This is a genomic window from Kutzneria buriramensis, assembly GCF_003387475.1.
Taxonomy (GTDB): domain Bacteria; phylum Actinomycetota; class Actinomycetes; order Mycobacteriales; family Pseudonocardiaceae; genus Kutzneria; species Kutzneria buriramensis.
In genome coordinates, this window is record NZ_QUNO01000025.1 from 41,136 (window position 1) to 54,712 (window position 13,577).

Annotated in this window: 13 protein-coding genes; 7 read left to right on the forward strand and 6 right to left on the reverse strand. The window is 70.8% G+C overall.

Annotated elements, in window-relative coordinates:
* Positions 1-8: 8 nt before the first annotated feature.
* The 3 genes from BCF44_RS48010 (at position 9) to BCF44_RS48020 (ending at position 2,590) form a co-directional block, all read left to right on the forward strand.
* Positions 9-443 (forward strand): MarR family winged helix-turn-helix transcriptional regulator, encoded by a 435-nt coding sequence (locus tag BCF44_RS48010; protein WP_116181263.1) that lies wholly within the window; start codon positions 9-11, stop codon positions 441-443.
* 16 nt (positions 444-459) lie between these two features.
* Positions 460-1,776, forward strand: a complete 1,317-nt coding sequence (locus BCF44_RS48015; protein ID WP_246016244.1) for an MFS transporter — start codon at positions 460-462, stop codon at positions 1,774-1,776.
* A 67-nt stretch (positions 1,777-1,843) separates the two neighbouring features.
* Positions 1,844-2,590, forward strand: a complete 747-nt coding sequence (locus BCF44_RS48020; RefSeq protein WP_342775740.1) for an ABC transporter permease — start codon at positions 1,844-1,846, stop codon at positions 2,588-2,590.
* 105 nt (positions 2,591-2,695) lie between these two features.
* Here BCF44_RS48020 and BCF44_RS48025 read toward each other — a convergent pair whose 3' ends face one another.
* On the reverse strand, positions 2,696-3,625 hold the full coding sequence (locus BCF44_RS48025; protein WP_116181265.1) for an alpha/beta hydrolase: 930 nt from the start codon (positions 3,623-3,625) through the stop codon (positions 2,696-2,698).
* 96 nt (positions 3,626-3,721) lie between these two features.
* On the opposite strand from BCF44_RS48025, the gene BCF44_RS48030 reads away from it, so the two are divergent.
* Positions 3,722-4,168, forward strand: coding sequence for a MarR family winged helix-turn-helix transcriptional regulator (locus BCF44_RS48030; protein WP_116181266.1), 447 nt, complete (start codon positions 3,722-3,724; stop codon positions 4,166-4,168).
* 80 nt (positions 4,169-4,248) lie between these two features.
* On the opposite strand, the gene BCF44_RS48035 is transcribed toward BCF44_RS48030, so the two are convergent.
* On the reverse strand, positions 4,249-4,875 hold the full coding sequence (locus BCF44_RS48035; protein ID WP_116181267.1) for a superoxide dismutase: 627 nt from the start codon (positions 4,873-4,875) through the stop codon (positions 4,249-4,251).
* Between the two features lie 46 nt (positions 4,876-4,921).
* Positions 4,922-6,418, reverse strand: coding sequence for a glutamate-cysteine ligase family protein (locus tag BCF44_RS48040; RefSeq protein ID WP_116181268.1), 1,497 nt, complete (start codon positions 6,416-6,418; stop codon positions 4,922-4,924).
* A 213-nt stretch (positions 6,419-6,631) separates the two neighbouring features.
* Here BCF44_RS48040 and BCF44_RS48045 point away from each other — a divergent pair, with 213 nt between their 5' ends.
* Entirely contained in the window at positions 6,632-7,435 is an 804-nt protein-coding gene (locus tag BCF44_RS48045) for a TrmH family RNA methyltransferase (RefSeq protein ID WP_116181269.1), read from the forward strand.
* Positions 7,432-8,118 (forward strand): DUF2537 domain-containing protein, encoded by a 687-nt coding sequence (locus BCF44_RS48050; RefSeq protein ID WP_246016245.1) that lies wholly within the window; start codon positions 7,432-7,434, stop codon positions 8,116-8,118. The genes BCF44_RS48045 and BCF44_RS48050 overlap by 4 nt, the downstream gene beginning before the upstream one ends.
* 105 nt (positions 8,119-8,223) lie before the next feature.
* Here BCF44_RS48050 and BCF44_RS48055 read toward each other — a convergent pair whose 3' ends face one another.
* Complete coding sequence (locus tag BCF44_RS48055; protein WP_116181270.1) at positions 8,224-10,056, reverse strand: ABC transporter ATP-binding protein; 1,833 nt, start codon at positions 10,054-10,056, stop codon at positions 8,224-8,226.
* Positions 10,056-11,846 carry an ABC transporter ATP-binding protein gene (locus BCF44_RS48060; RefSeq protein ID WP_116181271.1) on the reverse strand — a complete coding sequence of 597 codons (1,791 nt, stop codon included), beginning with the start codon at positions 11,844-11,846 and terminating at the stop codon, positions 10,056-10,058. The genes BCF44_RS48055 and BCF44_RS48060 overlap by 1 nt, the downstream gene beginning before the upstream one ends.
* Positions 11,847-12,147: 301 nt before the next feature.
* Here BCF44_RS48060 and BCF44_RS48065 point away from each other — a divergent pair, with 301 nt between their 5' ends.
* Entirely contained in the window at positions 12,148-12,375 is a 228-nt protein-coding gene (locus tag BCF44_RS48065; protein ID WP_116181272.1) for a hypothetical protein, read from the forward strand.
* Between the two features lie 9 nt (positions 12,376-12,384).
* Here BCF44_RS48065 and sepH read toward each other — a convergent pair whose 3' ends face one another.
* Positions 12,385-13,458 (reverse strand): septation protein SepH, encoded by a 1,074-nt coding sequence (gene sepH, locus BCF44_RS48070; protein ID WP_116181273.1) that lies wholly within the window; start codon positions 13,456-13,458, stop codon positions 12,385-12,387.
* Positions 13,459-13,577: the final 119 nt, after the last annotated feature.

Genomic DNA, 13,577 nt, shown 5'->3' on the forward strand with positions numbered 1-13,577 from the left:
CTAACTACATGGCGGAACCCGAGTCGACCGAGCCGTCACTGGCCAGCCGCTTGCGGCTGGCGGTGGTTCGGCTCAACCGTCGGCTCCGGGCCCAACGCACCAACTCGTCGGTCACGCTGACCCAGGTGTCGGCGCTTTCCGCGCTGCGCAAGTGCGGCGCGCTGACGCCGGGCGAGCTGGCCGCGAAGGAGGGTGTCCAGCCGCCGTCGATGACCAGGGTGATCTCGGCGCTCGAGGACTACGGCTTCGTGTCCCGGCGCCCGCACCCCACCGACGGGCGGCAGGCCATCGTCGAGCTCACCGAACAGGGCACCGCCTATCTGCGGGCCGAGGTGTCGGCCAGGGAAGCCTGGCTGGACTCGCGCCTCGCGGAGTTGGACGACCACGATCGCGAGCTGCTCGCCAGGGCGGCCGAGATCATCGACCGGATGGCGGGCCAGTAAAGGGGGCGGCGGACGAGTGCCGGCATACGCGGGGACCACCGGAACAGGACAGCAGCACACCTCGGCAACCCCGCGCACGACCGGAATGTTCGGTTCGCTGCGTGAACGGAACTACAGACTCTTCGCCTCCGGACAGATCGTCTCGCTGATCGGCACCTGGATGCAGCGCGTCGCCCAGGACTGGCTGGTCCTGGAGCTGTCCGGCCGGAATCCGATCGCGCTGGGCATCGCCGCCGCGCTCCAGTTCCTACCGACGCTCTTCCTGTCGTTATGGGCCGGCGTGCTCGCCGACCGGATGGACAAGCGCCGGCTGCTGATGCTGTTGCAGGGCTCGATGGGCCTGTGCGCGCTGGGCCTGGGGCTGCTCGACGTCACCGGCCTCGCGCAGCTGTGGCAGGTGTACGTCTTCTGCTTCGTGCTGGGCTGCTTCTCCGCGGTGGAGACGCCCGTGCGCCAGTCGTTCGTGGTCGAGATGGTCGGCAAGGCCCAGGTCACCAACGCCGTCGCGCTGAACTCGATGACCTTCAACCTGGCCCGCATCGTCGGCCCGGCCATCGCCGGCGTGCTGATCACGCTGATCGGCACCGGCTGGGTGTTCCTCGGCAACTTCCTCAGCTTCGCCGCCGTGCTGACCGGGCTGGCGCTGATGGACCCCACCCGGCTGCACCGTGGCACACCCGCGCCGCGTGAGCGGGGCCAGCTGCTGGAGGGACTGCGCTACGTGCGCGGCCGTCCGGACCTGGTGATGTTGATGGTGCTGGTGTTCCTGGTCAGCACGTTCGGCATGACGTTCTTCACCACGCTCGCGGTCGCCGCCGCCAACGTCTTCCACCAGGACGCCTCCGGCTACGGCCTGCTGTCCACGATGCTCGCCGTCGGGACACTGAGCGGGGCCACCCTCGCCGCCCGGCGCAGCACCCGCGGCCGGCCCCGGCTGCGGATGCTGTTCATCGGCGGCCTGGTGTTCGGCGCGCTGGAGATCATCCTCGGCGCGATGCCGACGTACCTGGCGTTCGGGCTGATGCTGATCCCCATCGGCATGGCGCTGATGACCTTCACGACCACCGCCAACAGCACCGTGCAGCTGTCGGTGACGCCGCAGATGCGGGGCCGGGTGATGGGCCTGTACATGCTGGTCTTCCTCGGCGGCAACCCCATCGGCGGCCCCCTGACCGGGTGGCTCGCGGACGCCTTCGGCGGCCGGGCGCCGTTCATCGCCGGCGGCGTGGTGTCGGTGCTGGCGACCGCCGCGTGCGGGCTGATCCTGATGCGGCGGGCCGGCATCAGCCTGCGGTCGCTGCTCCGCAGGCGCACGGTTCCCGAAGCCGCTTAGCGCAGGGAAGGGGGCTTTCCCTGCGTTGAATGCAGGGAAAGCCCCTTCCCTGCATCAGGATGGGTCCGTGATCTCGAACTCGGCGGGATGGCTGCCGCTGCTGATCGTGTGCCTGGTCTTCACGGCCGCGGCGGCGTTGATCGTGATGGCGGGCCGGCTGTGGGAGCCGTGGCCGATCCTGTTCGCCGCCGGCCGCGCGGTGCTGCAACTGGCGGTGGTCTCGGCGGTGATCACCGCGGTGCTGGCCTCGCTCGGCCTCACCGGCGGCTTCCTGCTGCTGATGGCGATCGTCGCGACGGCGACCTCCGCGGCCCGTACGGGGGTCGGCTGGCGCGGGGTCTGGGTGGGGCTGGCGATCGTGGCGGGCGTGATCCCGGCGCTGGCGCTGCTGCTCGGCACGGGCCTGCTGCCGACGTCCGGGGCGGCGCTGGTGCCGATGGGCGGCATCCTGATCGGCGGCGGCATGACGGCCACCACCCTGTCGGTACGCCGCGTGCTGGACACCCTCAAGCAGCGGCACGGCGAGTACGAGGCGGCGCTGGCGCTGGGGTTCATGGAGCCGGACGCGGTCCGCGAGCTGGTGCGCAAGCCGGCGGCCGACGCCCTGCTGCCGGCGCTGGACCAGACCCGCACGGTCGGCCTCGTCACCCTTCCGGGGGCTTTTGTCGGCATGTTGCTGGGCGGCGCGCCGGTGTGGCTGGCGGGGGCGTTGCAGCTGGTCGTGCTGCTCGGACTGCTGGCGGTGGAGTCGCTGGCCATCCTGATCGTCGTGGAGCTGGTGGCCCGCGGCCGGGTGCGCCGGGTTGACCGATAGCGAAGGTAAGGCTAACCTAATCTCGACCGCTTCGTGGTGGGAGCGGCAGTCAGTTCGGGAACAGAAGAGGCCCCGGGTCCGGCAGACCCGGGGCCTCTTCGCGCGTCAGGCCAGCGCCTTGGCCAGCACGGCGGCGGCCTGGTCGATGGCGGCCTCGGCGGCGTTGGTGGCGCGCAGCGCGTTCAGCATCACGAAGTCGTGGATGATGCCCTGGTAGCGCACGGCGGTCACGGGCACGCCGGCCTCGCGCAGCTTGTTCGCGTACGCCTCGCCCTCGTCACGGAGCACGTCGGCCTCGCCGGTGATCACCAGCGCCGGCGGCAGGTCGCGCAGCTGCTCGACGGACGCCCGCAGCGGCGAAGCGGTGATCTCGGCGCGCTGCGCCTCGTCGGTCGTGTACTGGTCCCAGAACCACTGCATGGCGTCGCGGCGCAGGAAGTAGCCCTCGGCGAACTGGTGGTACGACTCGGTGTCGAACGAGGCGTCGGTGACCGGGTAGAACAGCACCTGCTGCTTGAACGCGAACTCGCCGGTCTGCTTGGCCATCAGCGTCAGCGCGGCGGTCATGTTGCCGCCGACCGAGTCGCCGGCCACCGCGACGCGGCTGCTGTCCAGGTTGTGCTCGGCGCCGTGCTCGAAGACCCACTTGGTCACGGCGTAGTTCTGGTTGATCGCGACCGGGTAGCGGGCCTCGGGCGACAGGCTGTAATCCGGGAACACCACCGCCGCGCCCGTCTTCACGGTCAGCTCGCGCACCAGGCGGTCGTGGGTGTGGGCGTTGCCGAACACCCAGCCGGCGCCGTGGATGTAGATGATCACCGGCAGCGGGCCGTCCGCGCCGACGGGCCGCGTGACCTGCACCGGCACGCCCTCGACGGTGTACTGCTCGACGACGACGTCGGGCTTGTCGATCTCGCCGCCCTGCACCTCGTTCACGGCCTCGCGGCCCTTGTCGGGGCCCAGGTCGAACAGGTACGGCGGGTTCGCGGTGGCTTCGGCGAAGTCCTTGGCGGCCGGCTCGAGCACGACGCTCATGGCTCTCTCCTCCTGCTTGGTCCCTGACCTGACACCGAGAACAATAGCGTCCAACTAGATCGTGCACAACTTAAGTTGGCAAGTTATGATTGTGGCATGAACGACACGAGCAACCCGTTGCTGCTGCGGGACCAGTTGTGCTTCTCGCTCTACGCGGCCAGCCGGTCGGTCACCGCCCTGTACCGACCGCTGCTGGACGAGCTGGGGCTCACCTACCCGCAGTACCTGGTGCTGCTGGTGCTCTGGGAACACGGCGACAGTCCGGTCAAGGACCTCGGCGCCGCGCTACAGCTGGACTACGGCACGCTGTCGCCGCTGCTCAAGCGGCTGGAGGCGAACGGGCTGGTGCGCCGCGCCCGGCGCGCCGACGACGAGCGCTCGGTTTCCGTCGCCCTCACCGAGGAAGGCCTGGCGCTGCGCGACCGCGCGCTGTCGGTGCCGCCGGTGATCGGCACCGCGATGGGCCTGGACGACGCCGAGTTCGAGGTGCTGCGCGGGCTGCTGAGCAAGCTCACGACGTCGGTGCAGGCCTACACGGCGTGAGAACACGCCGAGACCCCGTCGATGTGACGGAGCCTCGGCGTTTTCCGGCAGCTCGGCTTGTCGGAGCATCCACCGCCGGGTCAGGGGACCAGTCGCAGGCCGTTCTGGCCGGCCCGCGCGGCCTCGAAGCGCGCGTTCACGTCGGTCCAGTCCACGACGTTCCACAGCGCGCCGATGTAGTCCGCCTTGAGGTTGCGGTACTGCAAGTAGTAAGCGTGCTCCCAGATGTCGAACACCAGCAGCGGCGTGGTCGTGATCGACAGGTTCGAGTGGTGGTCCTTGAGCTGCATGGTGATCAGCCGTTGGCCCACCGGCTCCCAGGCCAGCACGCCCCAGCCCGAGCCCTGAATCGTGCCTGACGCCGCGCCCAGCTGCGCTCGCAGCCCGTCGAAGGAGCCGAAGTGCTCGTCGATCGCCGCGGCCAGCTCGCCGGTCGGCTTGTCGCCGCCGTCGGGGCTCAGGTTCTTCCACCACACCTGGTGCAGCGCGTGGCCGGCCAGGTGGAACGCGAGCGTGGTCTCCAGCCCGACGATCGAGCCGAAGGAGCCCTGGTCGCGGGCCTCGTCGATCTGCTCGAGGGTGTCGTTGGCGCCCTTGACGTAGGCGAGGTGGTGCTTGCTGTGATGCAGCTCGTTGATCTCGCCGATGATCGACGGCTCGAGCGCGCCGTAGTCGTAGTCGAGGTCGGGCAGTACGTACTGGGCCATAGTTGCCACTATCTAGCAATTGCAAGATAGTGGCAACTAGGAGATCTCACCAAACGGGCCAGGTATGCACCGGGTTGCCGGCGTGCATCAGGTCGATGTAGCGGCGCAGCATGCCGATCAGCGCCGCCTCCCGGTCCGCGCCGCGCTGCTCCAGCTGTGCGACCGTCTCGCGCTGCCACGACGAGCCGGTCCGCCGGGCCACGCAGCGCTGCTCGATGATGCCGAGGTAGCGCTCGCGGGCCGCGTCCGAGACGCCGAGCTCGCGCAGGCCCTCGTGGGCCATCGGCAGCAGCCGGCGCAGCACGAGCTCGTCCGGTGGCACCCAGCCGATGCCGGGCCAGTACAGCTGGGCGCCCATGCCGTGCCGCGCGCCCGAGTACAGGTTCTCCTCGGCCGCCTGGAACGACATTTGCGTCCACAGTGGACGTTCCTGGGTGGCCAGCGCCCGCTGCGCGCCGTAGAAGAACGCGGCGTTGGCCAGGATGTCCACAATGGTCGGACCGGCCGGCAGCACCCGGTTCTCCACGCGCAGGTGCGGCACCCCGTCGACCAGGTCGTACACCGGCCGGTTCCACCGCCACACGGTTCCGTTGTGCAGTCGCAGTTCCGACAGCTGCGGCGCCCGCCCGGCGGCCAGCTCGGCGATCGGGTCCTCGTCGTCGATCACCGGCAGCAGGCCCTGGAAGTAGCGCACGTTCTCCTCGAACAGGTCGAATATCGAGGTGATCCAGCGCTCCCCGAACCACACCCGCGGCCGCACGCCCTGGTTCTGGAGCTCCTGCGGCCGGGTGTCGGTGGCCTGCTGGAACAGCGGGATCCGGGTCTCGTGCCACAGCGCCTTGCCCAGCAGGAACGGCGAGTTGGCGGCCAGCGCCACCTGCACGCCGGCCAGGCACTGCGCGGCGTTCCAGTGCGCGGCGAAATGATCCGGCTGCACCTGCAGATGCAGCTGCACGGAGGTGCAGGCGGCCTCCGGCAGAATGGATTCCGCGTAGCTGCGCAGGCGTTCCGGCTCGCCGCCCGGCATCGGCGAGCCCTCCATGTGCAGCACCATCTCCTCGCCGCGGGCGGCGAAGATCTCGTCGTTGAGCACCGTGTAGCGCCGGTTGCTGGTCAGCCAGCGCGGATCGAAGTGCTCGCGCCGCAGCGTCGGCAGCACCCCGATCAGCACGATCGCCGCGCCCGCGTCCTTCGCCTTGGTGTCGGCGTTGTCGAACGTGCGGCGCAGCTCCTGTTCCAGGTCAACGGCCTCGTTGCCGGCCAGCGGCCGGGGCGGCACGTTGATCTCCAGGTTGTGCTGGCTGAGCTCGGTGGTGAAGGAGGGATCGTCGATCTTCTCCAACACCTCGGAGTTCGCCATCGCCGGCCGCAGCTTCTGGTCGACCAGGTTCAGCTCGATCTCCAGCCCCATCTGTTGCTGGGGGAACGAGAACACGTCGTCCGTGAGCATTCTGGCCAACGCGTCCAGACAGCGCTGCACCTTCTCGCGGTAACGCTGGCGGTCCTCCCGGCTGAATGTTCGGTCGGACACGTCCTTGCCCATGCCGCCTCCCACTTCGGTCTGCCCGGTTCCTCGGGCGCCTGAAGCGAATGCCCACCGTGACACAACGCCTTTGGCCCTGCCCATCGGCCAAATCGGTGCTCTCTGTCACATTGGCATAACTTCCGGTGAGAATGTGCAGGTAGGGGGCCTGGGATTACCACTCCTGGCGACGGAGAAACATGGTATGGCGCGAGCAGTGAGAGACTGCTCGGCGTGCCGCAGGTGATCGAGATCGACGACCCCTCGGACACCAGGCTGGACGACTTCCGCGACCTGTCCACCGCCGACCGGCGGCCGGACCGGCCGGGCGGCCGCGGCCTGGTGATCGCCGAGGGCACCATCGTCGTGCGCAGGCTGCTGGACTCGCCGTACCCGCTGCGCGGCCTGCTCGGCGTGCCCCGGCGGATCGAGGAGCTGCTGCCCGACCTGCCCGACTTCGACGGGCCCGCCTACGCGGTGTCCGCGGACGTGATGGCTCGGGTCGTCGGATTTCACCTGAACCGGGGAGTGCTGGCGGCCGCGGACCGCGCCGTGCAACCGGATCCCTCGGAACTGGTTTCGGACGCGCGGATGCTGGCCGTGCTGGAGGGCGTCGGCGACCACGAGAACCTCGGGGCCCTGTTCCGCAACGCCGCCGCGCTGAGCGTGGACGGCGTGCTGCTCGGCGCAGGATGTTCGGATCCGCTGTACCGGCGCAGCGTGCGGGTGTCCATGGGGCACGTGCTGCGGGTGCCGTTCGCCGACCTGCGGCCGTGGCCGTCCGGTCTGGACCTGTTGCGCGCCAAAGGCTTCACCGTGGCGGCGCTGACGCCGCGCGCCGACGCCGTCGACCTGCGCGAATGCAAGCTGGCAGGGGAGAAGGTGGCCCTGCTGCTCGGGTCCGAGGGACCCGGCCTCACCGACGAGGCGATCGAGGCGGCGGACCTTGCCGTGAAGATCCCGATGGCCCAAGGTGTGGATTCCCTGAATGTCGCCACCGCGGGCGCGGTGGCGTTTCACGCGTTGGGGGTGTCGTGAGTACCGTCGACCAGGCAGGCGCCGACCGGTCCTCGGAGGAGACATCCGTGCAGCTACACGCCCGAGCCGGCCGTGCCGTGCTGGTCGGACACGACGGCAACCAGATGCGCGAGGTCGACCCCCGGTCGCTGGCGCTGCCGTCCGACCTGACGGCGGCGCTGCACGAGTGGGCGGAGGTCGCGCACGCGCTCGTGCCCAACGACCACGAGCCGGTCGGCGGCACCGCCGGTGACCTGGTCACCCGCCGCGGCCGGCAGCTGGCCGGGCGGCTGGCCACCGAGCTCGGGCTGCCCATCGCCTACGCCGACCCGGTGTCCGGCGAGGTGGTCGAGGTGGAGCCGTCGGTCGCGACCGAGGAACCGGTCGAGGAAGACTTCGCCGACGACCTGCCGGTCCGCGAGCCGACGCCGTGGGCGACCGGTCTGACGGTGACCGTCGTGGTCGCCGGCATGGTGGCCGTGGCGGTGGCGTCGCTGTCGTTCGCCCTGGCCCAGGCCAGCCTGTGGCTGGCGGTCATCGCCAACGTGGTCGTCATCGGCGGCCTGTCGCCGTCCGTCTGGCTGGCCCGCGACGTCCCCGTCTGGCGCTGGGTTGCCCTCGGAGTGGCCAGCGGCCTAGTCCTCGCCTGGGCGGCCTTGTTGCTGAGCCTCCTGGGCCCCGCCACCACCGTCCCCACCTCGTAAAACCCCCGCGAGTCGCGCTCTCAAGCACACCGAATGTAGGTCCCAGGCACATGCCCGAGACCTACATTCGGTATGTCCCAGAGCGCGACTCGCGGGGGTTCGGTTCTAGGCGAGGGAGTCGAGCCAGGCCTGGTGGAGGCGGGCGAAGCGGCCGTGCTGGCCGATGAGGTCGGCGGGCGAGCCGTCCTCGACGATCCGGCCGCCGTCGACCACCAGCACGCGGTCGGCGATCAGCACCGTGGACAGCCGGTGGGCGATGATCACCGCCGTCCGGTCGGACAGCACCGTCTCCAGCGCCGCCTGCACCGCGCGCTCGGTCGGCACGTCCAGGCTGGACGTCGCCTCGTCGAGCACCAGCACCGACGGGTCGGCCAGCAGCGCCCGGGCGAACGCCACCAGCTGGCGCTGGCCCGCCGACAGCCGGCCGCCGCGCTTGCGGACGTCGGTGTCGTAGCCCTCGGGCAGGGCGGCGATGAACTCGTGCGCCCCGACCGCGGCGGCCACCCGCTGCACGTCCTCCCGGGTCGCGTCCGGCCGGCCCATCGCGATGTTGTCCGCGACCGACCCGGCGAACAGGAAGTTCTCCTGCGTCACCATGGTCACCGCGGACCGCAGGTCGGCATCGGCCACGTCCCGCAGGTTCACGCCGTCCAGCGAGACGGTGCCGGTGGACGGGTCGTAGAACCGGGCCACCAGCTTGGCCAGCGTCGTCTTGCCGGCGCCGGTCGCGCCGACCACCGCGATGGTCTGCCCGGCCGGCACGTGCAGGTCGAACTCCGGCAGCACGATCGGCGAGTCCGCGGCGTAGCGGAACTCCACCCGCTCGAACCGCAGGTCCCCGCGCCGACCCCGATGGGGCAGCGGCTTGGGCTCCGCCGGCTCGGCCACCGCCGGCTCCTCCTCCAGCACGCCGGAGATCTTCTCCAGCGCCGCCACGGCCGCCGAGTACGAGTTGGCGAACATCGCCAGGTCGTCCAGCGGGTCGTAGAACCGGCGCAGGTACAGCGCGAACGCCGCCAGCACGCCGAGCTGGAGGCTGCCGTCGACCACCCGTAGCGCGCCCCACGCCAGCACCACGGCCATGGTCACGTTGCCGACCAGCCGCACGGTCGACGTGAACCGGGCCATCACCTTCATCGCCTGGTTGTTGGCGTCCCGGTACTCGACGTTGACCTCGTGCAGGATCTCCTCGTTGCGGCCGTGCCGGCGGTAGGCCTGCACCGCGCGGATCCCGTTCATGGTCTCCACGAACTGGACGATCACCTTGGCCACGGCGGTGGTCGTCGCCCGGTACGCCTTGTGCGACGCGCGCCGGAACCAGCGGGCCACGATGATCACCGGCACGAAACCGAACAGCACCACCAGCGCCAGCCGCAGGTCCAGCACGAGCAGCGTGATCGCGATGCCCAGCACCGTGAACAGCGAGCTGAGCAGCCCGTCCAGGCCCATGTCGAGCAGGTCGTCGATGGACTCCACGTCGGACGACAGCCGGGAGATGATCTTGCCCGAGGTGTACGTCTCGTGGAACGAGATCGACAGCCGCTGCACGTGCCGGAACACGCGGTGCCGCAGGTCGAGCAGCAGGTCCTGGCCGATCCGGCCGGACAGCCGCACGAAGCCGCACTTCGCCGCCGCGCTGGCCAGGCCGCACACGGCGTAGCCCAGCACGCACCACACCAGCGTCGCCGGCTGGCCGGAGACCACGCCGGCCACGCCGCGGTCGATCGCCGCCGCGACCAGCAGCGGACCGGCCAACTGCGCGCCGTTCTCCAGCAGCACGTACACCAGCGCCAGCGCCACGGACCACTTGTGCGGCCGCAGCAGCGAACCCAACAGCCGCCGCGACCGCGCCTGGAGCCGGGCGGTGACGACCTTGTCGACGTCCTCGATGTCCTCCGCGGCGACGCCGCGCCAGTCGGTAGCGGTCGGTGCGCTCATCAGACCGCCACCTCCTCGTCCTCGTCTTCGTCCAAAGTGGACAGCAGTCGCCGGTACTCGGCGTTGCCGGCTATCAGCTCGGAATGCGTTCCCACGGCGGCGATCCGACCGTCCACCAGCATCGCCACCCGGTCGGCCAGCTGCACGGTGCTCGACCGGTGCGCGACGACCAGCGCCGTCACGTCCCGCAGCACGCGCCGCAGCGCGCGCTCCACCTCGCCCTCGGTGTGCACGTCCAAGGCGGACAGCGGGTCGTCCAGCACCAACACCGCCGGTTTGCCCACCACCGCGCGGGCCAGCGCCAGCCGCTGCCGCTGACCGCCGGACAGCGACAGGCCCTGCTCGCCGACGCGGGTCGCGATGCCCCACGGCAGCTTCTGCACGAACTCCTCGGCCTGGGCGACCCGCAGCGCCTCGTGCACGTCCTCGTCGGACGCGTCCGGGGTGCCCAGCGCCACGTTCTCCCGCACGCTGGCCGAGAACAGCACCGGCTCCTCGAACGCCGTCGCCACCACCCGTCGCAGGTCGTCCATGCGCAGGTCGCGGACGTCGACGCCGTCCACCGTCACGCGGCCGCCGGTGACGTCGGCCAGCCGGGCCACCAGCGTGGTCAGCGCCGTCTTGCCCGAGCCGGTGCCGCCGACAAGCGCCACCGTCTCGCCGGGACGGACGTCGAGGTCGATGCCCCGGAGAACCTCGCCCGTGCCGCCCTCGTAGGCGAAGTGGACATCCTCGAATACCAGGTGTCCGCGGACGTGGTCCGGTAGCTCCCGAGGACGTTCCGGCTCGACAACAGTGTTGATCTCATCCCGGACCTCCCAGTACCGGTCGCAGGCCGAGGCGGCCATGTTGGTCTCGGCCAGCAGCCAGCCGATCGAGTCGAACGGCCAGCGCAGGAACGTGCTGACGGTGATCGCCGCGACCAGCGTGCCCACGGTGAGGGTGCCGTCGGCGATGCCGATGCCGCCGACCGCCACCTCGCCGGCGATCGCCAGCTCCGGCAGGCTCACCAGCACCGCCCACAGCGCGGCCATCACGCGGACCTTGTTCAGCTCCGCGCCGCGCAGCGACCGGGCCTGCACCAGGAACGACCGGGTCATGTCCGGGCCGCGGCCGAACGCCTTGAGCACGCGAATGCCCAGCACCGACTCCTCGACGGTGCTGGCCAGGTCGCCCTGGAGGTCCTGGGCCCGGCGCGCGTAGATCTTGTACTTGGTCTCGAACAGGTAGGACAACACCATCAGCGGGGCGCCGCAGGCGATCACGATCAGACCCAGCAGCGGCGACAGCGTGAGCAGCACGCCCACGCCGACCACCAGCACGGTGCTGTTGACCACCAGGAAGATCGCCGCGAAGGCGATGAACCGGCGCAGCGTGCTCAGGTCGTTCACCGCGCGCGAGAGCAGCTGGCCGGTCTGCCAGCGGTCGTGGAACGCCACCGGCAGCCGTTGCAGGTGGTGGTAGACGTCCTCCCGCAGCCGCATCTCCACGGTCGTGCTCGGCCGCACGTTGAGCCGGCGTCGCAGGTAGAACAGGCCGGCCTCGATCACGCCGAGGACCAGCACCAGGGTCACCAGCCATGGCAGCTTCCACAGCTCGTGGTGGGCCACCGGGCCGTCGATGATCTGCTGGATGACCAGCGGGATGGCCAGTCCGGCCAGCATCGCGACCAGTGCCGCCGCCAGCGAGGCGTACAGGTCGAACCGCACCGGACGCACGTAGGGCCACAGTCTGCGTAGCGTGGCGAAGGATGAGCGGTGGGTGACGGTCTGGGCGCCGTCGTCACTCATTCGACAATCCCCCTTCGAGTTTCACCTCGACCATACGTAGGACCCCTGACAAGGACGACCGAATTTCCGGGCCTGACGGGCAGCCTGCGAGTTCCAGCGCGGTGGAGGTCAAGGCGATGTGACGCGGCTTTCGGCCGGGCGAGGCCGCGCCGATGGCAGGACCGCAGGCTCGTTCGCATGCCGCGGGTGACGAACCCCCGCCCGAGTCTCGCGGCATGCGAACGAGACAGGGGAAGGCATTGGCTTGAAGGCGGCCGAGCTCCGCGCGGAACGCGCGGCAAAAGCAGAGCATGATGGGGCCATGACGCGACCCGAGTCGGTGCACTACCTGCGCACGGAGCCGACGATGGCGTTCCCGGAGGGGCGGCTGCTGGCCCGCCGGCAGCGCCAGCTCTACCTGCTGGCGCCGGACGGCTGGACGCGGCTCGGCGACGACCGTCCGATCGACGCCAAGCCGCTGACCCGCCAGGAGGCGGAGGACTGGTGCGAGCGCGAAGGCATCGACTGGCAGGCCTTCGAACAGCTCTGACCTAGTCGGTCACCGCTGCGAGCGCACCCCGAGCAGCACGTCCTCCCAGGACGGCACGATCGGGTGATTCTTCTTGCCGCGCCGTGGCGGGGCCTCCGCCTTGCGGGCGGCGGGCTGCGCCTCGGGCTGGGCCGCCGGCTGCTGCTTGGGCTGGGGCTGCTGCTTGGGCTGGGGCTGCTGCTTGGGCTGGGGCTGCTGCTTGGGCTGCGGCGCCTGGGCCGCGGGCGGCTGCTCCACCGGCTCCGGATCGGTGATCTCCGGGGCAGGGGCCGGCGCCGGCTGCGGCGGCTCGACGCGCGCGGTCTCCGGCTCCGGCGCCACCGGCTGGTGGGCGACGGGCTGGTGCACGACCGGCTGATGCGCGACGGGCTGGGCGGCCGCCGGCTCCGGCTGCTGCTCGGGCACCACCGGCGGGGCCGGCGGCGTCGGGGCGGCCTGGTGCTCCAGCTCCAGCGCCTGCCGGGCCAGCTCCGTGACCGGCCGCACGGTGCGCAGCGGCCGGTTCGGCGACGGGTCCAGCAGGTCGATGGCGTGGTCGTCGATCGGCGACACGGTGCCGCCGTGCGCGCCGGGGTGGAACGTCCAGTGCGCGCGGTTCTCCGACCGGCCGGCCTGCCAGTGCGCCTGGATGATCCACTTGCCGTCCTCGCCGCGCCACGAGTCCCAGCTGACCGCGGCGTAGTCCTGGCCGCGCAGCCCGAACGAGTGGGCGATGACCTCGCCGAGGGTCTGCACGTCCGGCCCGTCCTCGCGGATGGGGTGGGCGCGCTGGGCCAGCTCGGCGGTGCGGGAACGCTCCAGCAGCACGGGGTAGGCGAACCGCTCGATGCGGTGCGTCGGCATGTTGGCTGCGGCGGCGACCTGCTCCACCGACTCGCCGGCGCGGATGCGGGCCTGGATCTCGCGGGGACGCATCTGGACGTCGGACTCGGCGGCGATCTGGCCGAGGCGCGCGACATCGCCGCGCGCGGCGGCGCGCAGGCGCTCGTCGCAGGGGATCGTGTAACGCTCGCCGCGAACGGGGTCTTCGCAGATGACGGATGTGCCGTCGTCGTCGAGCCCGACGACTCGCAGCGCTCGCATCCCGGCCTCCCCGATCTGTCGCCTCGCCAACTGCCAACGGTAGTTCGGCGCGCCTACTTGACGACGTAGGCGCGCCGAGACTAACGCCATCCGACCATGATCCTGCCGGATTTACTAGC